We start from the raw sequence: 24648 nt of genomic DNA on the forward strand, positions 1-24648 counted from the left end.
TTATCGGCTCCTTATAAAAAGAGATCTACACATCGTGCTAATAATTCTTTCCCTTGCCTCTTCAGGTTGAAACCAGAAATATCTTGATATTGTAGTTTTTCTGCATAGGCTAAATCCTTATGAAATACTTCACTTAGTTCTTTATGAAAATGAGGCTCCTTACTATAACAATTTATTTCATCATTAAGAAAGAAGCTTCTTTTATCAAAATTAGCTGTTCCGACAACAGCCACTTCATCGACGATCATTGCTTTTGCATGATAAAAACCTTTTTTATACTCATACACTTCTGCCCCTGCCTTCAGTAATGGACGTAAGTAACGATGGGAAGCTTCTTTGACAAGAAAGTGGTCGCTCGTATAGGGAATCATAATCGTTACTTTTACCCCTCTTGTTAATGCGGACAATAGATGCTGCATTACTTCTACACCGGGAATAAAATAGGGTGTACCAATTTCAATGAATTGTTCAGCATTTTCAATCAGTGTGATATATTCCTCTTTCAAGAATGCGCCATCAGTCACTTTAAACTGATGTTGTACACTGCCTTTTGTTATATCTTCTGGAAAATACTTTTCAGTTTTACTTATTAGTTGGTTGCTAGCATCTGCCCAATCCTGTAGGAAAACACTTTGTAAAGTATGTGCACCTTCTCCACTTACTTTTAAATGGTAGTCTCGCCATGGTGTGAGTTTACGGTCAAGGTTTATATACTCAGGGCCTACATTAAATCCACCTAAATATCCTACTTTTCCATCAATTACAGAAATTTTCCTATGATTTCTTGCTTGTACGTTGTAAAATAGAAAGGGAAACGTAGGTGTATGGGCAAAGGCTAATTGAATACCATGAGATCGTAACTCTTTTTTGAGTTTAAAATTCAGAATAATCGGTAAACTACCTGCCCAATCTAATAGCAGACGTACCTCTACACCTTCATTTGCTTTTTGCTTTAAGATAGTTAAAAATTCCTGTCCTATTCCTTCGTCTTTAACAATATAAAAGAGAATATGGATATGGTGTTTTGCTTTTTTTAACTCCGTAAAATAATCATCAAATAATGAAGGTCCGTCCGCAAAAAGGACAAAGTTAGCGAAAGCGGGGGAGGGGTTCATTCGGCTGACTGTTTTTAAATGTTTTTTACGACCAAGGGCATAATCGACCCACAGAAGAAAAATAAATACGATAGCAATCAGCAAGATGACCGCAACAGAAAGAAGGATTGTCAAGTTGATCATCTCCCAAAACAGTATGTTTAAATAGTATCTCCATAGAGACCTATTCTATTATCGCTTTTATTGACTGAAGAAAAAAGGATAAAATAAATAAAAAGTAGTTGACTGAATGCTCATTCATTATATAATGGAACTAAGATTTAAATTCAGAAAATTTTAATACGATAAAATTTTCTTTTTACATTGAATAATCTTCTTATACACATGGATTAGACGAGAAAGGAGTAGAACACACGTGAATGCATTATTATGGGTTAACCTTATTGCGACCGTTCTTGTAATCGCTTACGCACTTAGTTTGTTTGCTTATTTGCTCAAGACCAGATATGAGTACATTAAGCTTGGAAAGAAAACGGCATTTGACAATAATGTCAAAGAGCGTATGAACAAAATTTGGGTCAATGTATTTGGACAAAAAAAGCTTTTAAAGGATAAAAAAAGTGGCGCTATCCACGTCATGTTCTTCTATGGCTTTATTTTAGTACAGTTTGGTGCAATCGATTTTATTATCAAAGGAATATCGCCTGGATCACATCTTCCATTAGGTCCGTTGTATCCAGGATTCACTTTTTTCCAAGAAATCGTTACTTTAATGATTTTGGTTGCCGTCATCTGGGCATTTCACAGAAGATATGTTGAAAAGCTTGTTCGTTTAAAAAGAGGTTTTAAATCAGGGCTTGTTTTAATTTTTATTGGCGGCTTGATGTTATCTGTTTTATTAGGAAATGGCATGTCGATGATTTGGCACGGACATGACCCTGTATGGACCGAACCGGTCGCTTCGCTTTTCGCCATCGCCTTATCATGGATTGGTGAAACAGCTTCTATTGTAGTCTTTTATGTTTCTTGGTGGATTCACTTATTATTCCTACTCGCTTTCCTAGTCTATATTCCACAATCGAAGCATGCTCATTTGATTGCAGGACCAGTAAATGTATATTTCAATAGATTAGATAACCCAGGAAAGTTAAAACCAATCGATTTCGAAGATGAATCACAAGAGACATTTGGTGTTGGACATATTGAGGAGTTTTCGCAATTACAAATGATCGACTTTTATGCTTGTGTTGAGTGTGGTCGTTGTACAAATATGTGTCCGGCGACTGGAACAGGTAAAATGCTTTCTCCGATGGATCTTATCATTAAGTTGCGTGACCATTTAACATTCCACGGGGCAGCGGTGACTAGAAAACAACCATGGGTACCGACATTTGCCTTTTCGAATACGAAGGGAAATCAAATTGCTTTAGCAGCTGGGGCAGAGGGAGCTGAAGAGGCGGCAGCGAGTCTCGCTTATAGTCCGAGTTTGATTGGAGAAGTCATTACAGAAGAAGAAATATGGGCATGTACAACTTGCCGTAATTGTGAAGACCAATGCCCAGTTATGAACGAACATGTAGATAAAATTATTGACCTACGCCGATATCTTGTTTTAACAGAAGGTAAAATGGATGCCGATGCACAACGTGCGATGACGAATATTGAACGTCAAGGAAATCCATGGGGACTAAATAGGAAAGAGCGAGAAGATTGGAGAAGTCTTCGTGAAGATGTACATGTTCCTACAGTGAAAGAAATGAAGAAAGCAGATGAATCTTATGAGTATCTGTTCTGGGTAGGAGCAATGGGTTCTTATGATAACCGTAGCCAAAAGATTGCCCTTTCCTTTGCTCGTCTTTTGAATGAGGCAGGAGTTAAATTTGCTATCCTTGGCAATAAAGAAAAGAACTCAGGTGATACACCAAGACGTCTAGGGAATGAGTTCTTATTCCAAGAGTTAGCAACAAAGAATATCGAAGAGTTTGAGAAAAATGAAGTGAAGAAAATCGTAACAATCGATCCACATGCTTATAATATCTTTAAAAATGAATATCCAGACTTTGGGCTTAAGGCCGAGGTATACCACCATACAGAAGTATTAGCGAAATTGGTGAAGGACGGTGTGTTAAAACCACAATATGCCGTAGAAGAAACGATTACCTTCCATGATTCCTGTTATCTAGGACGCTATAACGAAGTATATGATCCACCTCGTGAAATTTTAAAATCGATTTCAGGTGTGAAACTAATTGAAATGGAGAGAAATCGCGAAAAGGGAATGTGCTGCGGTGCTGGTGGTGGATTAATGTGGATGGAAGAAGAAACAGGCAATCGTGTTAATGTTTCACGTACGGAACAAGCATTAGCGGTCAATCCAACGGTTATTAGTTCAGGGTGTCCATATTGCTTAACGATGTTATCAGATGGAACAAAAGCAAAAGAAGTAGAAGAAAATGTACAAACATATGATGTAGCTGAGCTTTTAGAAAAAGCTGTTATCGGTGAACAAACACTCGCTTCATAGAAATAAGGAGAGAGGAATTGAAACGTATAAAAATTCAGTAAAAATAAATTTTATGAATTTTTAGGATATTGTTTTAATTCTTCTCTTTTTTCGTGTAAAATAAAGTAAATAAAGCGCTTTCATGATATTTGCAGAAATTCTTCTTTTCTGTGGACATCCTTTGAGCGAGCGTTCAGTCAATAGCCTCTTTCGCTAAAAGAAAATTAATTGAATAAGAGATAAATAGGAATGGAGTGAAAGTTTTGAGTAAAACAGTCATTGTTGCAGGTGCAAGAACACCTTTTGGTAAATTTGCTGGTGGGCTAAGCTCTTTCACCGCTTCAGATTTAGGCGGAATCGTTGTGAAAGAAGCTCTAAAACGAGCGAATGTTGCTGGGCAAGATGTGGGCGAAGTAATCTTGGGCTCAGTCTTACAAGGAGGACAAGGGCAGCTCCCGTCAAGGCAAGCGGCGCGAAAAGCTGACTTACCTTGGGAAGTGAAAACGGAAACAATCAATAAGGTTTGTGCTTCAGGAATGAGAAGTGTGACCTTAGCAGATCAAATTTTGAGACTAGGTGAAGAAGAGATCATTGTTGCCGGTGGGATGGAATCGATGAGTAATGCTCCATATCTTCTGCCAAAGGCTAGATGGGGATTAAGAATGGGCGATGGCAAAGTGCAGGATTTAATGACATATGATGGTTTAACTTGCAGCTTTTCTGGCGTGCATATGGGCACTTATGGGAATGAAACAGCTGAAGCATTCAACATTAGTAGAGAAGAACAAGATAGATGGGCATTGAGAAGTCATCAGCGTGCAACAGAAGCAATTAAATCAGGTAAATTAGCTGAAGAAATTGTGCCAGTTGAAGTACCGCAAAGGAAAGGTGAGAGCATCGTCGTTTCAGAAGATGAAGCGCCTAGGAAAGATACATCCTTAGAAAGGTTAGCTAAATTAGGTTCCGCGTTTGGTCCAGGTGGAAGTATTACTGCAGGAAATGCTCCTGGTGTAAATGACGGTGCGGCTGCCCTTGTACTGATGAGTGCAGAAAAGGCAGAGCGTGAAGGAAAAGAGATAGGGGCAGTAATTCTCGGTCATACAGCAATTGCGGTAGAAGCAAAGGACTTTCCGCAAACACCTGGCTTAGTCATTAATGAGTTATTAAAAAAGACAGGTAAAAGCTTAGATGATATTGATTTATTTGAAATAAACGAAGCCTTTGCAGCAGTTGCCTTAACGAGTGGAAGAATTGCCAATTTAGATGAAGAGAAGGTAAATGTGAATGGCGGTGCGGTTGCCCTCGGTCACCCGATTGGTGCAAGTGGTGCAAGGATTATTTTAACACTCATGCATGAATTAAAGCGCAGAGGTGGCGGTATTGGCATTGCTGCGATTTGTTCAGGTGGAGGTCAAGGTGACGCAGTAATGATAGAAGTGGCCAAACAATAATTTTCTTGGAGGGGATAAATAAATGAGTATCAATACAGTAATGGTTATCGGTGCAGGACAAATGGGTTCAGGGATCGCGCAAGTTTGTGCGCAAGCGGGATTCAGTGTTTATTTAAATGATTTAAAGCAGGAATTTTTAGACCGCGGATTAAGTGTGATTAAAAAGAATTTAACGAGACAAGTAGATAAGGGTAGAATGCAAGCAGAAGAAATGGAAAAAGTTCTTGCTAATCTGATTCCCTCTACTTCATTAGAAGATGCAAAACTGGTTGATCTAGTGATAGAAGCAGCTGTTGAAAATATGGAAGTGAAGACAAAGATATTCAACCAACTAGATGAAATTACGCCAGCACATACGATATTAGCATCAAATACATCTTCTTTACCGATTACTGAAATTGCTGCAGCGACTAAACGTCCCGATAAAGTGATTGGTATGCATTTTATGAACCCTGTACCAGTCATGAAATTAGTCGAAATTATACGTGGTTTAGCAACAACAGACGAAGTGTATCAAGCCATTGAGGACATGACGAAACAATTAAACAAGGTGCCAGTAGAAGTGGAGGACTTTCCAGGTTTTGTTTCTAACCGCATTCTCATGCCGATGATTAATGAGGCTATCTATACATTATATGAGGGAGTTGCAACGAAAGAAGCAATCGATGACGTTATGAAACTGGGTATGAACCATCCAATGGGACCGTTGACTTTAGCAGATTTCATCGGTTTAGATACGTGTCTTTATATTATGGAAATTTTACACGAAGGCTTCGGTGATGATAAGTATCGTCCATGTCCTTTACTAAGAAAGTATGTAAAGGCTGGATGGCTAGGTAAGAAAACTGGTAAAGGTTTTTACGAATACGCTTAATAATTAAGTAAGTTAAATAATTAGTCGAAGTGGATAAAAATCTGTTTTGAACCTTGCTAAGACACATACAATTGACGACATCGGGGGTTAAGTATATGCATTTAAAGTTTACTGAAGAGCAAGAGATGATGAGAAAAATGGTGAGGGATTTTGCTCAAGCTGAGATAGCTCCATATGTGGAAAGGATGGAAGCGGGCGAATTTCCACGGGAAGTCTTGAGAAAAATGGGAGAGCTTGGATTAATGGGGATTCCCATTCCGGAAAAATACGGTGGCTCTGAAATGGATTTTATGTCCTATATAATTGCTATTAATGAAATCTCTAAAGTAAGTGCAACAATTGGTGTGATTCTATCTGTCCATACATCTGTAGGTACGAATCCAATTGTTTATTTCGGTACAGAAACACAAAAACAAAAATATGTTCCCAAGTTAGCTAGTGGAGAATATTTGGGTGCGTTTTGCTTGACTGAACCAAGTGCAGGTTCTGATGCAGGAAGCTTAAAGTCAAAAGCGGTAAAAAAAGGTGATCAATACATCATCAATGGCTCTAAAGTGTTTATTACAAACGGTGGGGAAGCGGATGTCTATATTGTCTTTGCTTCCACAAACACAGCATTAGGGACAAAAGGAATATCGGCTTTTATTGTTGACAAGGATACCCCTGGACTAGTCATCGGAAAAGATGAACATAAAATGGGACTTCATGGTTCAAGAACTTTACAGCTTAGCTTTGAAGATATGGAGGTACCTTCGGAAAACCTTTTAGGTGAAGAAGGTGAAGGCTTTAAGATTGCCATGTCTAATTTAGATGTGGGGAGAATCGGCATTGCTGCCCAAGCCCTGGGGATTTCTGAAGCTGCCCTTGACGCAGCCACTCTTTATGCTAAAGAAAGAGTCCAATTTGGTAAGCCGATTGCAGCCCAGCAAGGTATTGGCTTTAAGTTAGCAGATATGGCAACGGCAGTTGAAGGGGCAAGACTACTAATCTATCGTGCTGCTCATATGAGACAAAACGGTCAAAAATGTGGGAAAGAAGCATCAATGGCTAAATTGTTTGCTTCTAAAACAGCTGTTGAAGTCACAACGGATGCGATTCAAGTATTTGGTGGGTATGGCTATACAGAAGATTATCCTGTAGAAAGGTATTTCCGTGATGCAAAGATAACGGAAATCTACGAAGGTACAAGTGAAATTCAAAAGCTAGTAATCAGTAAACAACTTTAACAACTTATCTTGGAGGAATAATCATGAATTTTCAATTAAGTGAAGAGCATGAAATGATTAGAAAAATGGTAAGAGATTTTGCTCAAAACGAAGTGGCACCGACTGCTGCTAGTCGTGATGAAGAGGAACGCTTTGACCGCAATATATTCAATAAAATGGCTGAGCTAGGATTAACAGGTATTCCTTGGCCAGAGGAATATGGTGGTATTGGGAGTGATTATTTAGCATACTGTATAGCGGTGGAAGAACTGTCACGTGTATGTGCATCTACAGGTGTAACTTTATCTGCACATACATCCCTAGCAGGATGGCCAATTTATAAATTTGGTTCAGAGGAACAAAAACAAAAATATTTAAAGCCGATGGCACAAGGTGAAAAAATAGGTGCTTATGGTCTAACAGAACCAGGTAGCGGATCTGATGCTGGTGGCATGAAAACAACGGCGAGATTAGAGGGCAATCATTACATTCTTAATGGCTCAAAAATTTTCATCACAAATGGTGGTGAAGCAGAAATCTATGTTGTATTTGCTTTAACTGATCCTTCAAATAAACATAAAGGAACAACGGCCTTTATAGTCGAGTCTAATTATGAAGGATTCTCTGTCGGTAAAAAAGAGAAAAAGTTAGGTATTCGTTCTTCTCCTACAACTGAAATCATTTTCGAAGAATGCAAAGTACCAGTTGAAAATGTGCTCGGTGAAGTCGGTGAGGGCTTTAAGATTGCGATGATGACGTTAGATGGAGGTCGCAATGGTATTGCTGCACAAGCTGTTGGAATTGCTCAAGGTGCGTTAGATGCGGCAACTGCTTATGCAAAAGAGCGTGTTCAATTCGGCAAACCGATTGCGACTCAGCAAGGAATTGGTTTTAAGTTAGCAGATATGGCAACAAGTGTGGAAGCAGCTAGACTATTGACCTATCAAGCAGCTTGGTTGGAATCTGCCGGATTACCTTATGGAAAAGAATCAGCTATGTCTAAACTTTTTGCTGGCGATGCAGCGATGAAGGTGACAACGGATGCTGTGCAAGTATTTGGTGGCTATGGTTATACAAAGGATTATCCTGTCGAGCGTTACATGAGAGACGCAAAGATTACACAAATTTATGAGGGTACTCAAGAAATTCAAAGATTAGTCATTTCAAGAATGGTTACGAAATAACAAATAAAGAAATGGGGCTCCGATTATGTTTTGGTACGTATTTAGATCGTTGCCCCGCATTAAATGATTCTTCTCGTAGATCCATTAAGTAAAGAGAGGTTTATACAGTCATCAACATGGATGGAGGGTATAAAAGGACGGTAGATAATCATGTCAAAGAGAGAAGTACAGGCCTCTGTCAAAGATGAAAAGCTTGTAAAAAAAAGAAGAGATCAAATGATCAAAGGAGCGGTGAACTTATTCATCGAAAAAGGGTTCCACCGAACGACGACAAGAGAGATTGCGAAAGCTTCAGGATTTAGTATTGGTACATTATATGAATATATCGGAACAAAAGAAGATGTACTATATCTTGTCTGTGACAGTATTTATGATAAGGTTCGAGAGCATCTACAAAAGGGGCTAGACACAAAAAAGGGAACGATTGATAGCTTGAGACAAGGGATAGCAGATTATTTCCGAGTCGTTGATGGCATGCAGGATGAAGTGCTAGTAATGTATCAGGAAGTAAAGTCTTTATCGAAAGACGCGTTACCTTATGTTTTAGAAAAAGAAATTGAAATGGTGGCAATGTTTGAGAAAGTAATCGTTCTTTGCATAGAAAATGGAGAGCTTTCATTACCTGAGACAAAGGTCAAGATGATCGCTCATAATATTTTTGTCCAAGGACAAATGTGGGCGTTTAGGCGTTGGTCATTACAAAGAATGTTTACGATTGAGGAATATATTGAACTACAAACAGATTTACTTTTTCAAGCAATACATGCAGAGAAACGAGAATAGGTTACCTGTAAAGATAACTGAAAATAAAATATTTTCACAACTAAGTTTGCCTTCACCGAAAGAAAGAAAAGTGATGATTAATGCTGTATGAAGAGGAGGATTTATCCATGAGTACGATAGAGGTTTATAAACCAAAGAATCATGTCCGATTTGTAACCGCTTCAAGTTTATTTGATGGTCATGATGCATCTATTAATATCATGAGGCGTATTATTCAAGCGAGCGGGGCAGAGGTCATTCATCTTGGGCATAATCGGTCAGTTGAAGAAGTAGTGAATGCCGCGATACAAGAGGATGTCCAAGGAATTGCCATGTCGTCCTATCAAGGAGGTCATGTTGAATATTTCAAGTATATGTATGACCTCTTACAAGAAAAGGGAGCCCCTCACATTCGAATCTATGGTGGCGGTGGAGGCGTGATTATCCCACGTGAAATTAGAGAATTGCACGAATATGGCATAGCAAGAATTTTTTCACCTGAAGACGGCAGAAAGAATGGCTTGCAAGGAATGATTAATGAAATGCTACAAGAATGTGATTTTCCTACGTTTACTCAACAAGATGATAACCTAGTTAAGAAGCTTCCAGAAGGCAATGTGAACTCGATAGCAAGGTTAATTACAATCGCTGAACATCACATTAGTTTAGAGAAAGAACTTGCGGTCAGTCTGGATCCCGTAATGGATAAAGTGAAGAAACTAGAGAAACAAGTCCCGGTCGTTGGTATCACTGGAACAGGGGGAGCGGGTAAAAGTTCATTAACGGATGAACTAATTAGAAGGTTTATTCATGATATCCCTGATAAGAAAGTAGCTATTCTTTCAGTTGATCCGACAAAACAAAAAACAGGTGGGGCATTACTCGGAGATCGGATAAGAATGAATGCGATTTTTCATCCGAGAGTCTATATGCGAAGCCTGGCAACGAGAAAAGCGAGAAGTGAATTGTCACTGGCCATTAAGGATGCGATTTCAGTAGTAAAAGCTGCTGGTTTTGATTTAGTTATTGTCGAAACAAGTGGTATCGGTCAAGGGGATGCAGGTATCACGGATATTTGTGATGTCTCTATGTATGTGATGACTAGTGAATTTGGCGCTCCTTCACAGTTAGAAAAGATTGATATGATTGATTATGCTGATTTAATTGTTATCAATAAATTTGAACGTAAAGGGTCGGAAGATGCGAAAAGACAAGTGCAAAAGCAATATCAGCGCAGTCACATGCTATTTGAAAAAGAACTTGATGACATGCCTGTCTTCGGTACGATTGCCAGTCAATTTAATGACCCGGGCACGAATGCCGTATTTGCTAATCTCGTTGAAATCATAAATAAACAAGCGGGTTTAAATTGGGTAACCACTTACGAGAAAACGGCTGATGTAGAAAAACAAAATGTCATCATTCCGAATGATCAACGTTACTATTTAAGAGAAGTTTCTGATACGGTACGCACCTATCATAAAAAAGCCGAAGAACAAGCGGATTTAGCAAGAAAGCTTTTTCAGCTAGAGGGTGCAATGACCATGTTATCTGAAGAAAAAGATACAAGTGCGCACAGTGCCCTGCAAATGTTAAAAGATAAGACATATGAACAATTAACGATTGAATCTAAGAAGATATTAGAAGGTTGGGAACAGTTAAGAGAGCAATACAAAGGCGATAGGTTTGTCACGAAAATAAGAGATAAAGAGATAGTAACCATTCTGCGGACGAAGAGCTTATCTGGCTTAGAGATCCCGAAAGTAGCTCTACCGAGTTATAAAGATTACGGGGAAATTATCAAGTGGGTTTATAAAGAAAATGTACCAGGCTCTTTCCCTTATACAGCTGGTGTTTTCCCTTTTAAACGAGAAGGAGAAGATCCGAAGAGACAATTTGCAGGTGAAGGTACACCTGAAAGAACCAACCGTCGTTTTCATTATTTATCTAAAGATGACGATGCGAAACGATTAAGTACAGCTTTTGATTCAGTTACTTTATATGGAGAAGACCCGGACTATCGCCCAGATATATATGGAAAAGTAGGAGAGAGTGGCGTAAGTATTTGTACACTTGATGATATGAAGAAGCTCTATGCGGGCTTTGATCTTTGTCACCCAACGACTTCTGTCTCTATGACAATAAATGGTCCGGCCCCTATCATCCTAGCGATGTTTATGAACACAGCCATTTCTCAGCAAGTTGAAAAGAAAGAAAAAGAACTAGGTAGGGTTCTCACAGTAGAAGAGTGTAAAGAAGTCAGAGCTTTCACTTTACAAACTGTACGCGGAACCGTTCAGGCTGATATTTTAAAAGAAGACCAAGGCCAGAATACTTGTATATTCTCCACTGAGTTTGCCTTAAGAATGATGGGAGATATTCAACAATATTTTATTGATCATAAGGTTCGAAATTATTATTCTGTTTCAATATCTGGCTATCATATTGCCGAGGCGGGAGCGAACCCTATCTCTCAATTGGCGTTTACTTTAGCCAACGGTTTTACTTATGTGGAATATTATTTAAGTAGAGGGATGAATATCAATGACTTTGCGCCAAACCTTTCATTTTTCTTCTCGAACGGTTTAGACCCAGAATACACTGTTCTCGGTCGAGTCGCGCGACGTATATGGGCGACAGTTATGCGCGACAAATATGGTGCAAATGAGAGAAGTCAAAAATTAAAATACCACATTCAAACATCTGGTCGTTCTTTACATGCACAAGAAATAGACTTTAATGATATTCGTACAACGCTTCAAGCGTTAATGGCACTCCAAGATAATTGTAATTCTCTTCATACTAATGCATATGACGAGGCGATTACAACACCGACAGAAGAATCAGTTAGACGAGCGATGGCTATCCAAATGATAATTACAAAGGAACATGGATTGTCTAAAAATGAAAACCCTTTACAAGGTGCATTCATTATTGATGAATTAACAGATTTAGTCGAAGAACAAGTATTAGTTGAATTTGAGCGAATGAATGATCGCGGTGGCGTACTAGGTGCGATGGAGACGCAATATCAACGCGGTAAAATTCAAGATGAATCGATGTATTATGAAATGAAAAAACATACAGGAGAGCTGCCGATTATTGGTGTCAATACGTATATCAATCCAAATCCACCAGCAGATGATGCAGTTGACAGTATGGAGATTGCCAGGGCATCTAAAGAAGAAAAAGAAACACAAATACGAAATCTGCAACTTTTCCAAGAAAGAAATCAAGCAGTTGCTCAAGAAGCACTGCAACGATTAAAAGAGGTTGCAGTAAGCGGTGGGAATATTTTTGACGAACTAATGGAAACGGTTAACGTAGCAAGTTTAGGACAGATAACAAATGCATTATATGAAGTGGGCGGACAATACAGACGGAATATGTAAATTGTCATAACTGAATAATAACCCGAACCATCTAAAAATGTTAAAAGGTGAGTTCGGGTTTTTAAACGTCTAGAGAGGATATTTTATTCATTGACTTTTCCGGAATGAATAAATTGGGTACAATGGAGTAAAGTGATCGTATTCAACAAAATTTCTTGAGTAAATAAGATATACAATTGCTAACCATCATCATATAATAGTATCGGTATGGATTTTGTTTTTTAAGGTGGGTGCGAGTGTGAAGCAAATTATGATTGTTTTTGCATTCATAGTGTTTATCATATGTGCACGATATCTTTATTCAATACAACTAGGGGCCATCCCCTTCTTTTTGTTGTCTGTCTTTTTTACACTTTTAGCAATAAGATTGTATCAAAAGGAGAGACAACTCGAAGGTCAATGTAAAAAGTAGGAAAACTTATCGTTAAAGGTAGCATAAACACTAATAATTTGTTTATAATGAAGAATATGCGTTTTTTTCTTTTAAGAAGGCACCGCTGCTTGTAACCTAGAGATTGGACGAGTATGTTTAGGTTGTCTTTTTTATTTTTAGCGTTATACTATTAGGCACGAAATATTTGATTACATGTTGCTAATACATAGCTTGATATAGGGAAAGGAAGTGCTGGTCTTGAGTTTAAAAGGATACTCAAAAGAGCAATTAAAAGAAATGGCATTAATTGAAGTGGCTCATGAATTATTAAATGAAAGAAAAGAGCCTTTGGCGTTTGCTGACATTGTGAGTGAATTAAAAAACCTTTTGGATCTTAGTGAAAAAGAATTCCAAGAGAAGATTGCCCAGTTCTATACAGATTTAAATATCGAAGGGCATTTCATTGGTCTTGGAGACAATCGTTGGGGACTGCGTGCATGGTACCCTGTAGAACAGTACGAAGAGGAAGTTGTTACAGTTATTAAGCCGAAGAAGAAAAAGGCGAAAAAATCTGTAATAGATGAGGAAGAGGAAGATTTTGAAGAAGAAGACATCGATTACGATGATTTAGAGGATTACGATGATCTAGATGAAGACGACGATGTGGATGATCTTCTTGATGATGAAGACGATGACGATGAAGATATCGAAGAGGATTTCGATGAAGACGATGAGCTCATCGATGATTTAGAAGATGATGATTTAGATGAAGATGAAGACGATGAGGACAGAAAATAATAGCCTTGACTTTTTTCTTGTAGCCTTGTAGAATCATTTTTGGGCTCCTTTAAAAAGGAACGATCATAAATTGATACGCTAAAAGCGCTCCCTTACTTAAGTAAAGTAAGCGGGGCGCTTTTTATTTTTTTGAGTAAGGCTTGATAGTTGAGCATATGTTGCTTCTACCAAGTTTTTCAAATAAAAGGTCGTGCATGGGACAATTTTTTATGAAAGATAAGATTCATCTTTTTAAACAAAGGATAAATGCACAAGCTATGAATAGTTAAGGGGGAATCATTCATGACAAAATATATTTTTGTTACAGGCGGCGTTGTTTCGTCATTAGGTAAAGGAATCGTTGCAGCATCTTTAGGACGTTTGTTAAAAAATAGAGGGCTTAGCGTAACGATACAAAAGTTTGACCCGTATATCAATGTGGACCCAGGTACAATGAGTCCTTATCAACACGGTGAAGTTTATGTAACAGGAGATGGCGCAGAAACGGATTTAGACTTAGGTCACTATGAGCGTTTCGTAGACATAAACTTAACTAAATACAGCAGTGTAACAACTGGGAAGATCTACTCAACGGTTCTACGTAAAGAGCGTCGTGGAGATTATAACGGAGGAACGGTTCAAGTAATCCCTCATGTTACAAATGAAATTAAAGATAAAGTTTTCCGTGCGGGACATGAAACGAATGCAGATGTCGTTATTACTGAAATCGGTGGAACTGTCGGTGATATCGAATCATTACCATTCCTAGAGGCGATTCGCCAAATTAAGAGTGATATCGGCCGAGATAATGTTATGTATATTCATTGTACATTGGTACCGTATATTAAAGCGGCTGGAGAAATGAAAACAAAGCCGACACAACACAGTGTAAAAGAATTAAGAAGCTTAGGTATTCAACCAAATGTTGTCGTTGTCCGTACAGAAATGCCTATCTCTCAAGAAATGAAAGACAAGCTTGCACTTTTCTGTGATATTGATAAAGAAGCAGTTATTGAATGTAGAGACGCTGAAACACTTTACACTATTCCATTAGCTTTACAAGAACAAGGCTTAGATAAACGTGTATGCAAAGAAATGAAATTAGATTGTGCAGAAGCAGATATGACTGAGTGGAAACAACTTGTAGACAAAGTGCTTCACTTAACGAAGAAAACAAAAATTGCACTTGTAGGGAAATACGTTGCTCTTCAAGATGCTTATATTTCTGTTGTTGAAGCATTAAAACATGCAGGTTATGCACATGATGCAGATATTGATGTGAAATGGATCAATGCAGAGCATGTCACTAAAGAAAATGTTGCTGAACTTTTAGGAGATGTTGACGGTGTTCTTGTACCAGGTGGATTTGGGGATCGTGGGATTGAAGGAAAAATCCTAGCAACACAATATGCCCGTGAAAACAATAAACCATTCTTAGGCATTTGTCTGGGTATGCAACTTGCAACTGTTGAATTTGCTCGTAACGTCCTTGGATTAGATGGTGCACACTCAGCGGAAATCAATCCTGAAACGAACCACCCAATCATTGACCTTTTACCTGAACAAAAAGATGTTGAAGATTTAGGTGGTACACTACGTTTAGGCCTACAAGCATGTAAACTAGAAGAAGGTACAGCTGCTTATGAAGCATACCAAGATGAAGTCGTTTACGAACGTCATCGTCACCGTTATGAATTTAATAATCACTACCGTCAAGAAATGGAAGAAAAGGGTCTTGTCTTCTCTGGTACAAGCCCAGATGGTCGACTAGTAGAAATCATTGAATTGAAAGATCACCCATGGTTCGTGGCATCTCAATTCCATCCAGAATTCACATCTAGACCAACACGTCCACAACCACTTTTCCGTGACTTTGTCGGTGCTACAATCAATATCAATGAATAAATTGTTATAAGGAGGAGATTTCCGGATCTCTTCCTTTCTTTTTGTGTAAAATCAAGAATTCAAAAGGGTACAAAAATAAAATTTGGTATTTTTATTATAATCAATCTTCATGAAGCTAGCTTCTGTAAGTGGTTTGACGTTACTCAGAAGGAAAAACCAAAGGTGAGCGCTTAGCAAAAGGGGTTTGCAAGTCACTCAGAGAGAAAACCAAAGGTGAGTGCTTCGCAAAAGGGGTTTGCAAGTCACTCAGAGAGAAAACCAAAGGTGAGCGCTTCGCAAAAGGGGTTTGCAAGTCACTCAGAGAGAAAACCAAAGGTGAGCGCTTCGCAAAAGGGGTTTGCAAGTCACTCAGAGAGAAAACCAAAGGTGAGCGCTTCGCAAAAGGGGTTTGCAAGTCACTCAGAGAGAAAACCAAAGGTGAGCGCTTCGCAAAAGGGGTTTGCAAGCCACTCAGAGAGAAAACCAAAGGTGAGCGCTTTACAAAAGAGGCCCGCATGTCGTTCAGAAAGAGAAACATGTATCAGTGTATATCGTAAATTTGTCACTGGAAAATGTATGAACGAAACAAAAGTTCACAGTAAATAATTTAGAATCGCTTCACACTTGCAAAGAAAAGTAATATTCGTTTAAAGAGACAATAAAACAAACACTAATCATTTATTTCAAAGCCGTTGTGTAGTTAAGAATATATGCGCCCGAGAAATAAGCCCTTCTATAACATATAAAAAAAAGCAAGGAACCCCGTCAAAACGGAACCCCTTGCCTCATATAAATACACATTTTAATAATCTGCTAATATCTCGTCTAACGTAAATTTAATTCCATGATAGATAAATAATGCTCCAATTGCAGATGGATAACCAACTCGTTCCCCGCTTTCATTTGGAACAAGTCCTTGCTTCAGTTGTAAGTCGAAATGTACATCGGAATAGGAGGCTAATTGTTCCGTGCTATCAGATGGAAGGGCACTTATTGTTGCAAATGGTATGAATTGATTACTCAAATGTTGTGCTAATAGGAGTGCTTCCTGGTCATCACTCTCTCTAGTGATAATGAGAAAACGGTCACTAGCTGAGATATCGTCAAATGATGCAGAAGAATCCCAGACTTTTGCGTTTGCCAGTGCGTCTACTCCCTCAGTTGCTTCGATACCGACAGCTTGCATCTCCTGTTTTCCGTAAATATATATATGGCCCTCACCGACACTCGCTTGAGCTAAAATTCGAGCAGCATCTTCTATTGATTCTTCATGACTGTCTTGCCATTTTTTAAATAAGCCGAATAATTGTGTAGAAAAAATCTTTAACATTAATAATTCCTCCTGTACTTCTCCCAATATTATCATTATATTGAAATAAGACGAAATCACAAAATAATCAGGCTGCACACTTTGGTATTTAGTGCGACAGTATTTGATTGATCACAACGAAAAGAGAACCATCAACTTGTCGAAATATAGCAATTAACGGCGATGACTCATTCTAGTTATTTTCCTAACAAATGCAGGAAAAAAACACTTAGGGTCGAATTTAAAAACATTAAGTATTCTTGATTAAACGAGAATGGGGTGTATTATGAAAGGGAAAATATTGATTGTCGATGATCAGTTTGGTATAAGGATTCTATTAAATGAAGTTTTACAGAAGGAGGGCTATGAAACGTACCAAGCAGCAAACGGAATTCAAGCCCTTGATATTGTAGCGAAGCATGACCCAGACTTAGTATTATTAGATATGAAGATCCCAGGTATGGATGGGATTGAAATTCTAAAGAGAATGAGAGAAGGGCATCATGATATAAGAGTCATCATTATGACTGCTTATGGAGAATTAGATATGATTCAAGAGGCAAAAGATTTAGGTGCTTTAACACATTTTGCTAAACCATTCGACATAGATGACATTCGGGCGGCGGTCAAGAAATATTTACCAGTACCTAAATAAGGTTATACAATTATGCCTTTTTTTATTAATAGTACATCTTATTTATGAAAAGTTATAACCTAATCATAGATTTTCTCTGCACATTTTGGTATGATACAAATGGAATTTATATGTTCATTTCATTTTTTCCGTTTGATCGAGAGCTATTAGGGTACATAAACATGTAGCTGGAAGGAAATCCTTTAAAAGGAATGACTGAAGTGAATAAGACAAGGAGGATTTTTACATATGCCTTTAGTTTCTATGACTGAAATGTTGAAAAAAGCAAATGCAGAGGGCTATGCAGTTGGTCAATTCAACTTAAATAATTTAGAGTTTACACAAGCAATTTTACAAGCAGCTGAGGAAGAAAAATCACCTGTAATTCTTGGTGTTTCTGAGGGTGCAGGTCGTTATATGGGTGGATTTAAAACGGTTGTTAAAATGGTAGAAGGTCTAATGGAAGACTATAATATTACTGTTCCAGTAGCCATTCATCTTGATCATGGTTCAAGTTATGATAAATGTAAAGAAGCAATCGATGCTGGGTTTACTTCTGTTATGATTGATGCTTCTCACGATCCATTTGAGCAAAATATCGAAATCACTTCTAAAGTAGTAGAATATGCGCATTCAAAAGGCGTATCTGTTGAGGCTGAGCTTGGCACTGTTGGTGGACAAGAAGATGACGTTGTTGCAGATGGCGTTATTTATGCAGATGCAAAAGAATGTGAAGAATTAGTTCAGAGAACAGGGATTGACTGCTTAGCGCCTGCTCTTGGGTCTGTCCATGGACCATACAAAGGTGAGCCTAACTTAGGGTTTACAGAAATGGAAGAAATTCGAGGATTAACAGGTGTGCCACTTGTATTGCATGGTGGAACAGGTATCCCAACAAAAGATATTCAAAGAGCAATTTCTCTAGGAACAGCAAAAATTAACGTAAATACAGAGAACCAAATTGCATCTGCGAAAAAAGTACGTGAAGTCCTTGCAGCAGATGAAAAAATGTACGATCCACGTAAATATTTAGGGCCTGCTCGGGAAGCGATTAAAGCAACAGTAATTGGCAAAATGCGCGAGTTTGGTTCTGCTAACAAGGCATAAAATAGAAAAGAAGCCGTTGTTCATTCAACGGTTTCTTAAGCTTATTTAAAGCAACTTCTCAATTCAATCCCTCTTGACTCTCGGAAAACTCATTAGTCAACAATTTCCATCGGTGAATGAATCCATGATGCAAATGTTTCCTTAAAATTTTCATATTCATAACAATTCGAAACAACAACTACATTTCCAATTGTTATGGTGTAAAATAGAAGAAGGAAGATGCATCTAAATGCCTATCATATGTGAGCTTTTTAAAAATTGTTAGACATGTTAACATAAAGATGCTTATTTTTTCAATAGATAGACAACAATGGTAATGTAGATTACACCTGTGTTTTTTTAAAAATGCGGGTTTGTTTTATGACTGATAGAGCAAAGATTCCACATAGGACAAGCTTATTCTTATAGAGCATCCTCTATAAAGGGGTTGCGTTAACGGCTTAGAAGGGAGTTCAAAATGGAAAAGCTTATGATTGCAGGCGGATACCCATTAAAAGGAACAGTGAGAATTAGCGGCGCGAAGAATAGTGCAGTTGCTTTAATACCGGCAACAATACTGGCAGATTCGCCTGTAACAATAGAAGGTTTACCAGATATTTCGGATGTGCAAATCTTAAAAGGTTTACTAGAGGAAATCGGTGGTGAAGTAACATTCGCTGATGGAGATATGCAGGTTGATCCTTCTGCAATGATCTCGATGCCTATGCCTAATGGCAAGGTGAAAAAGCTTCGTGCTTCTTATTATTTAATGGGGGCCATGCTTGGACGATTTAATAAAGCAGTCATTGGACTTCCGGGTGGTTGTCATTTAGGACCGAGACCGATTGATCAGCATATTAAGGGTTTTGAGGCACTCGGCGCAAGTGTAACAAATGAACAAGGCGCGATTTATTTACGTGCAGATGAACTAAGAGGTGCACGTATTTATTTAGATGTCGTCAGTGTTGGTGCAACCATTAATATTATGCTCGCTGCTGTAAAGGCAAAGGGTCGTACGGTTATAGAAAATGCGGCTAAAGAACCTGAAATTATTGATGTTGCTACATTGCTGAATAATATGGGTGCAAAGATAAAAGGCGCGGGTACTGATGTAATCCGTATTGATGGTGTAGATCAGCTCCATGGATGCCAGCATACAATTATTCCTGACCGTATTGAAGCTGGGACTTATATGGTGCTTGCTGCAGCTTCTGGAGAGGGCGTTTTAATTGATAATGTTATTCCCCATCATCTTGAATCATTAACGGCAAAGTTAAGAGAAATGGGTGTGCAAATTGAAGCGGGTGATGATCAAATTTTTGTCGGTCCCGCTGAAAAAATGAAGGCAGTAGATATTAAGACACTTGTATATCCTGGTTTTCCAACTGATCTCCAGCAACCATTAACGGCATTGTTAACGAATGCAGAAGGAACAAGCATGGTAACTGATACGATATATGGGGCTAGATTTAAGCATATTGATGAATTGAGAAGAATGAATGCCAATATTAAAGTGGAAGGTCGTTCGGCTATTATTAACGGCCCTATGAAATTGCAAGGTGCCAAAGTAAAGGCAAGTGATTTACGTGCTGGAGCAGCGCTAGTCATCGCAGGCCTTATGGCTGAAGGGGTAACAGAGGTTACTGGCGTTGATCACATTGATAGAGGTTATAGTCATTTAGTTGAAAAACTCAATGGTTTAGGAGCAACGATTTGGAGAGAAAAGCTAACTGATCAAGAAATTGAACAAATGAATAATGCTTAATGATGAATTGACAATGTTATAAATGTACATCTAGATTCCGCATCGATTTCAGTACATACTGAGACGAAGTGAATATTGGGGAGGAAGTAAAAATGGAAAGAAGTTTATCAATGGAGTTGGTTCGTGTTACAGAAGGTGCAGCACTAGCATCTGCTCGTTGGATGGGCCGTGGATTAAAAGATGAAGCAGATGGTGCAGCAACTGAAGCAATGAGAGATATCTTTAATACAGTTCCTATGCAAGGTAGAGTAGTGATTGGTGAAGGTGAAATGGATGAAGCACCAATGCTATATATTGGCGAAGAGCTTGGAACAGGTTCTGGCCCTCAAGTTGATATTGCAGTCGATCCTGTCGAAGGTACAAGTATTGTTGCCTCTGGTGGTTGGAATGCGCTTGCGGTTCTGGCAGTGGCAGATCGAGGTAACTTACTATATGCACCAGATATGTATATGGATAAAATTGCCGTTGGACCTGAGGCGGTTGGGCAAATCGATATCAATGCTCCAGTGATTGATAACTTGAGAGCTGTTGCGAAAGCAAAAAACAAAGATATTGAGGACGTTGTTGCAACTGTACTTAATCGTGATCGCCACCAACATATTATTGAACAATTGCGTGACGCTGGCGCTAGAATTAAGCTAATTAATGAAGGTGATGTAGCAGGAGCCATTAATACGGCGTTCGATCATACAGGCGTAGATATTTTATTTGGAGCAGGTGGTGCCCCTGAAGGTGTTGTTGCAGCTGTAGCATTGAAATGTCTTGGTGGTGAATTGCAAGGTAAACTGCTTCCCCAAAACGATGCGGAACTAGAAAGATGTATTAAAATGGGATTAGATGTTAACAAAGTATTATTGATGGAAGACCTAGTTAAAGGTGATGACGCAATCTTTGCTGCGACAGGTATTACGGATGGAGAACTTTTGAAAGGCGTTCAATTTAAAGGATCTTACGGTTCGACGTCTTCAGTCGTTATGCGTGCTAAATCGGGCACAGTAAGGTTTATTGATGGTCGTCATAGCTTGAAGAAAAAACCTAATCTTGTAATTAAATAATTGATGATAGACCTAAGAAGTGCATCCTTGCATTTCTTAGGTTAAATTAAAATAGAAAGAATCCTTCCAAATATCCTACTATAAAATGTAGTTGCCTAACATAGAGGTTAGGGGTAAAATAAAAGATATTTTCAAAGGAAGACCAATCATTCCTCTATTACAAGGAGAGTTGACTAAATCAAACTCTTCGTTTACTTCAGGAAGCCTCAAACATACTTTCCTTTCCAACCATATTCGAATATATAATGAATCTTATTTTTTTAGCATATGGGGGAAATAATCGAAAAATCTAAAGAGTGGTGTAGAAATGGGACTAAATATTTCAAGTCTAGAGAATATGAAATTGAAAGAACTTTATGAACATGCAAGAGAATATAAAGTTTCTTATTATAGTAAATTATCAAAGAAAGAACTTATTTTTGCGATATTAAAAGCGAGAGCGGAACAAGAAGGATACTTCTTTATGGAAGGTGTTCTAGAAATCATTCAATCAGAAGGTTTCGGTTTCTTAAGGCCGATTAACTATTCGCCAAGTTCAGAGGATATTTATATCTCTGCATCGCAAATTCGTCGTTTTGATTTAAGAAATGGTGACAAAGTTTCTGGTAAAGTTCGTCCGCCGAAAGAAAATGAACGTTATTTTGGTTTGCTACAAGTGGAAGCGGTTAACGGAGATGATCCAGAGACATCAAAGGAACGTGTTCATTTCCCAGGTTTAACGCCTCTATATCCTGATCGTCATATGAATTTAGAGACAAAAACAAGACATATTTCCACTAGAATTATGGACTTAATTTCACCAGTTGGTTTTGGACAACGTGGCTTAATCGTCGCTCCTCCAAAAGCAGGGAAAACGATGTTGTTAAAAGAAATTGCCAACAGTATTACAACGAATCATCCTGAAGCAGAGCTTATCGTATTACTTATTGATGAAAGACCGGAAGAAGTAACAGATATTGAACGCTCTGTTGCTGGTGATGTTGTTAGTTCAACATTTGACGAAGTGCCGGAAAATCATATTAAAGTGGCAGAGCTCGTATTAGAGAGAGCGATGCGTCTAGTTGAGCATAAGCGCGATGTTGTCATCTTAATGGATAGTATTACACGTTTAGCTAGAGCTTATAACTTGGTCATTCCTCCAAGTGGTCGTACGTTATCAGGCGGTATTGACCCAGCCGCATTCCACCGTCCGAAAAGGTTTTTCGGTGCCGCAAGAAATATTGAGGAAGGCGGAAGCTTAACTATCTTAGCTACTGCTCTGGTTGATACGGGATCACGTATGGATGATGTGATTTATGAAGAGTTTAAAGGAACGGGGAATATGGAGTTACATCTTGATCGTTCGCTTGCTGAAAGACGAATTTTCCCTGCAATTGATATTAGACGATCTGGCACCCGTAAGGAAGAATTGTTGATTCCTAAGGATCATCTTGATAAACTATGGGCAATCCGTAAATCAATGACTGATTCTCCTGATTTTGCGGAAAAACTCATGAGAAAATTAAAGCAAACGAAATCGAATGAGGATTTCTTTGCCTTATTGAGTGAAGAGATGAAAGCAAAGCGCTCTCATTAGGTTTGGAATCAAATGGTAAAGCTCATTCGTAATCGATGATTGCAAATTAAGCTCGACCTTGTTATAATGATTCCAGTGCGTTTCTAAGATTACGGTGAATCCGTAACTATATAACTCTGTTTCAGAATGATTCAGGGCGGAAGGAGATGAAAAGAATGAAAGCAGGAATTCATCCTAACTATAAAACAGCAATGGTGAAATGTGCATGCGGTAACGAATTCGAAACGGGTTCTGTACAAGAAGAAATCCGTGTAGAAACTTGCTCAGAATGCCACCCATTCTATACTGGACGTCAAAAATTCGCTGAAGCTGGCGGACGTGTTGACCGTTTCAATAAAAAATACGGCATCAAACAGAAGTAATTTAAATAACAATCAAAGCAGGCAAGTCATGATACTTGCCTGTTTTTTCATGAATGTCGAAAAATAGTGGTGCACACCACCACTATTTTTCGGCATTTAACATAAGAATGTTTCTTTTGTGAGACCTTAACAGTAAGGACTGTAATAGGTGTTTAGAGATAGATTAGATTGTTGCGGAAGGAGAGACCTTTCATGTATGTTATCAATCATCATGGATGGGTTGAGGTAATTTGCGGGAGTATGTTCTCTGGTAAGTCAGAGGAGCTTATTCGCAGAGTAAGGAGGGCACAATTTGCCAAACAGCAAATTGCTGTATTCAAGCCTCAAATCGATAAACGTTATAGTGAAGAATCAGTTGTTTCTCATAATGGGGCATCGTTTATTGCTCAACCTGTAGCCTGCTCAGAGGATATTTTGTCATTTGTTACGTCTGATACAGAAGTCGTAGCTATTGATGAAGTTCAGTTTTTTGATAATCAAATCATTGAAGTTGTAGAGATGCTTGCGGGAAACGGTCATCGCGTCATTGTGGCTGGGTTAGACGTTGATTTTCGTGGTGAGCCTTTTGGTCCAATGCCAGATTTAATGGCTACTGCTGAGTTAGTGACAAAACTACAAGCCGTTTGTGCTGTTTGTGGATCACCTGCTAGTCGAACACAGCGTTTAATTGATGGTAAACCGGCATCTTATACAGACCCCACTATTCTTGTGGGCGCATCTGAATCGTATGAACCTCGGTGCCGTGAACATCATGAAGTGATTGGCAAACCAAAAAGTATTAAAAATCACACGGAAATGATGAAGTAACACATTTTTGATTGGAGACGCTAACTTTGGCGTCTTTTTTGGAACGAAAAACTCCTTGTCATACATTTTTTTACATAGGAAAAATTGCTTGCTGAAATTTTAAAATGAATGGGCATTTTATTTAGTAGGGGGTGCCATTCATTCATGAAAAAAACCATTACAGGTGTTTTGTTAATCAGTCTACTAACTGGTTGTTCTTATAATTACGGTGCAAATGCTGATAAAACTTATGATATCAACAAACATACCGAAACCGTTAGAATAAGCAGCCCTTCTGGTCATCGTTCCGAAGATGTTCAGGAATGGTCAATGTATGAACAAAATCCCAACTTATTAAATACCAATGGCGATAAAAAATCTGACCGTAGCGATATTAATCAAGCAAGATCAACGATTAATAAGCTTACTGATTATGAACCAGGTGGTATATGGATTGACGGGGAATATATGCATGTAACTGTGTATACGAATAAAGACTTTTCCTCAAAAGCGGAACGTGAAAAAGCTGAGGAAAGTTTGCAAAAAAAATTAGTTGGTGCGGTGCCGACCTATTATATAAATGTGAAAATTAGAGAAGATCATACAGAATAAAGA

Annotated in this window: 20 protein-coding genes; 18 read left to right on the forward strand and 2 right to left on the reverse strand. The window is 38.4% G+C overall.

Annotated features, from left to right (window positions below; genetic code table 11):
• Positions 1-11: 11 nt before the first annotated feature.
• Complete coding sequence (gene cls / locus MKX29_RS10550; protein WP_224936784.1) at positions 12-1229, reverse strand: cardiolipin synthase; 1218 nt, start codon at positions 1227-1229, stop codon at positions 12-14.
• A 241-nt stretch (positions 1230-1470) separates the two neighbouring features.
• On the opposite strand from cls, the gene MKX29_RS10555 reads away from it, so the two are divergent.
• The 10 genes from MKX29_RS10555 to MKX29_RS10600 all read left to right on the forward strand — a co-directional run bounded on the left by MKX29_RS10555 (position 1471) and on the right by MKX29_RS10600 (position 16066).
• Positions 1471-3579: a heterodisulfide reductase-related iron-sulfur binding cluster gene (locus tag MKX29_RS10555; protein WP_224936783.1), complete on the forward strand. Its 2109-nt coding sequence runs from the start codon at positions 1471-1473 to the stop codon at positions 3577-3579.
• A 242-nt stretch (positions 3580-3821) separates the two neighbouring features.
• Positions 3822-5009, forward strand: coding sequence for an acetyl-CoA C-acetyltransferase (locus MKX29_RS10560; RefSeq protein WP_341105423.1), 1188 nt, complete (start codon positions 3822-3824; stop codon positions 5007-5009).
• A gap of 22 nt (positions 5010-5031) precedes the next feature.
• Positions 5032-5883 carry a 3-hydroxybutyryl-CoA dehydrogenase gene (locus MKX29_RS10565; protein ID WP_341105424.1) on the forward strand — a complete coding sequence of 284 codons (852 nt, stop codon included), beginning with the start codon at positions 5032-5034 and terminating at the stop codon, positions 5881-5883.
• A gap of 95 nt (positions 5884-5978) precedes the next feature.
• Positions 5979-7109 carry an acyl-CoA dehydrogenase gene (locus MKX29_RS10570; RefSeq protein ID WP_224936780.1) on the forward strand — a complete coding sequence of 377 codons (1131 nt, stop codon included), beginning with the start codon at positions 5979-5981 and terminating at the stop codon, positions 7107-7109.
• Positions 7110-7132: 23 nt separating this feature from the next.
• Positions 7133-8272, forward strand: a complete 1140-nt coding sequence (locus tag MKX29_RS10575; RefSeq protein ID WP_224936779.1) for an acyl-CoA dehydrogenase — start codon at positions 7133-7135, stop codon at positions 8270-8272.
• Positions 8273-8422: 150 nt separating this feature from the next.
• Entirely contained in the window at positions 8423-9055 is a 633-nt protein-coding gene (locus MKX29_RS10580) for a TetR/AcrR family transcriptional regulator (RefSeq protein ID WP_224936778.1), read from the forward strand.
• A gap of 107 nt (positions 9056-9162) precedes the next feature.
• Entirely contained in the window at positions 9163-12426 is a 3264-nt protein-coding gene (icmF, locus tag MKX29_RS10585) for a fused isobutyryl-CoA mutase/GTPase IcmF (protein ID WP_341105425.1), read from the forward strand.
• A gap of 631 nt (positions 12427-13057) precedes the next feature.
• A complete protein-coding gene (gene rpoE / locus MKX29_RS10590) occupies positions 13058-13597 on the forward strand; it encodes a DNA-directed RNA polymerase subunit delta (RefSeq protein ID WP_224936776.1) in 540 nt (179 codons plus the stop codon).
• A 282-nt stretch (positions 13598-13879) separates the two neighbouring features.
• Complete coding sequence (locus MKX29_RS10595) at positions 13880-15481, forward strand: CTP synthase (RefSeq protein ID WP_095371561.1); 1602 nt, start codon at positions 13880-13882, stop codon at positions 15479-15481.
• A gap of 213 nt (positions 15482-15694) precedes the next feature.
• Positions 15695-16066, forward strand: coding sequence for a hypothetical protein (locus MKX29_RS10600; protein ID WP_341105427.1), 372 nt, complete (start codon positions 15695-15697; stop codon positions 16064-16066).
• A 196-nt stretch (positions 16067-16262) separates the two neighbouring features.
• Here MKX29_RS10600 and MKX29_RS10605 read toward each other — a convergent pair whose 3' ends face one another.
• The gene (locus tag MKX29_RS10605) at positions 16263-16790 is read right to left on the reverse strand and encodes a DUF2529 domain-containing protein (RefSeq protein ID WP_289434883.1); all 528 of its coding nucleotides are present in this window, start codon (positions 16788-16790) and stop codon (positions 16263-16265) included.
• Positions 16791-17055: 265 nt separating this feature from the next.
• Between MKX29_RS10605 and MKX29_RS10610 the strand changes: the two genes are divergently transcribed.
• The 8 genes from MKX29_RS10610 to MKX29_RS10645 all read left to right on the forward strand — a co-directional run bounded on the left by MKX29_RS10610 (position 17056) and on the right by MKX29_RS10645 (position 24645).
• Positions 17056-17424, forward strand: coding sequence for a response regulator (locus tag MKX29_RS10610; protein WP_095371562.1), 369 nt, complete (start codon positions 17056-17058; stop codon positions 17422-17424).
• Between the two features lie 228 nt (positions 17425-17652).
• Positions 17653-18510, forward strand: a complete 858-nt coding sequence (locus MKX29_RS10615) for a class II fructose-bisphosphate aldolase (RefSeq protein ID WP_095371563.1) — start codon at positions 17653-17655, stop codon at positions 18508-18510.
• 457 nt (positions 18511-18967) lie between these two features.
• A complete protein-coding gene (locus MKX29_RS10620; RefSeq protein ID WP_095371564.1) occupies positions 18968-20254 on the forward strand; it encodes a UDP-N-acetylglucosamine 1-carboxyvinyltransferase in 1287 nt (428 codons plus the stop codon).
• Between the two features lie 92 nt (positions 20255-20346).
• Positions 20347-21309 (forward strand): class II fructose-bisphosphatase, encoded by a 963-nt coding sequence (gene glpX / locus MKX29_RS10625; protein WP_095371565.1) that lies wholly within the window; start codon positions 20347-20349, stop codon positions 21307-21309.
• A 307-nt stretch (positions 21310-21616) separates the two neighbouring features.
• Positions 21617-22885, forward strand: a complete 1269-nt coding sequence (gene rho, locus MKX29_RS10630) for a transcription termination factor Rho (protein ID WP_095371566.1) — start codon at positions 21617-21619, stop codon at positions 22883-22885.
• 155 nt (positions 22886-23040) lie between these two features.
• Positions 23041-23247, forward strand: a complete 207-nt coding sequence (gene rpmE, locus MKX29_RS10635; protein ID WP_095371567.1) for a 50S ribosomal protein L31 — start codon at positions 23041-23043, stop codon at positions 23245-23247.
• Positions 23248-23439: 192 nt separating this feature from the next.
• On the forward strand, positions 23440-24054 hold the full coding sequence (locus MKX29_RS10640; protein WP_095371568.1) for a thymidine kinase: 615 nt from the start codon (positions 23440-23442) through the stop codon (positions 24052-24054).
• Positions 24055-24198: 144 nt separating this feature from the next.
• The gene (locus MKX29_RS10645; protein WP_224936772.1) at positions 24199-24645 is read left to right on the forward strand and encodes a hypothetical protein; all 447 of its coding nucleotides are present in this window, start codon (positions 24199-24201) and stop codon (positions 24643-24645) included.
• Positions 24646-24648: the final 3 nt, after the last annotated feature.

This window comes from Cytobacillus sp. FSL R7-0696, from assembly GCF_038006865.1.
Lineage (GTDB): Bacteria > Bacillota > Bacilli > Bacillales > Cytobacillaceae > Cytobacillus > Cytobacillus kochii.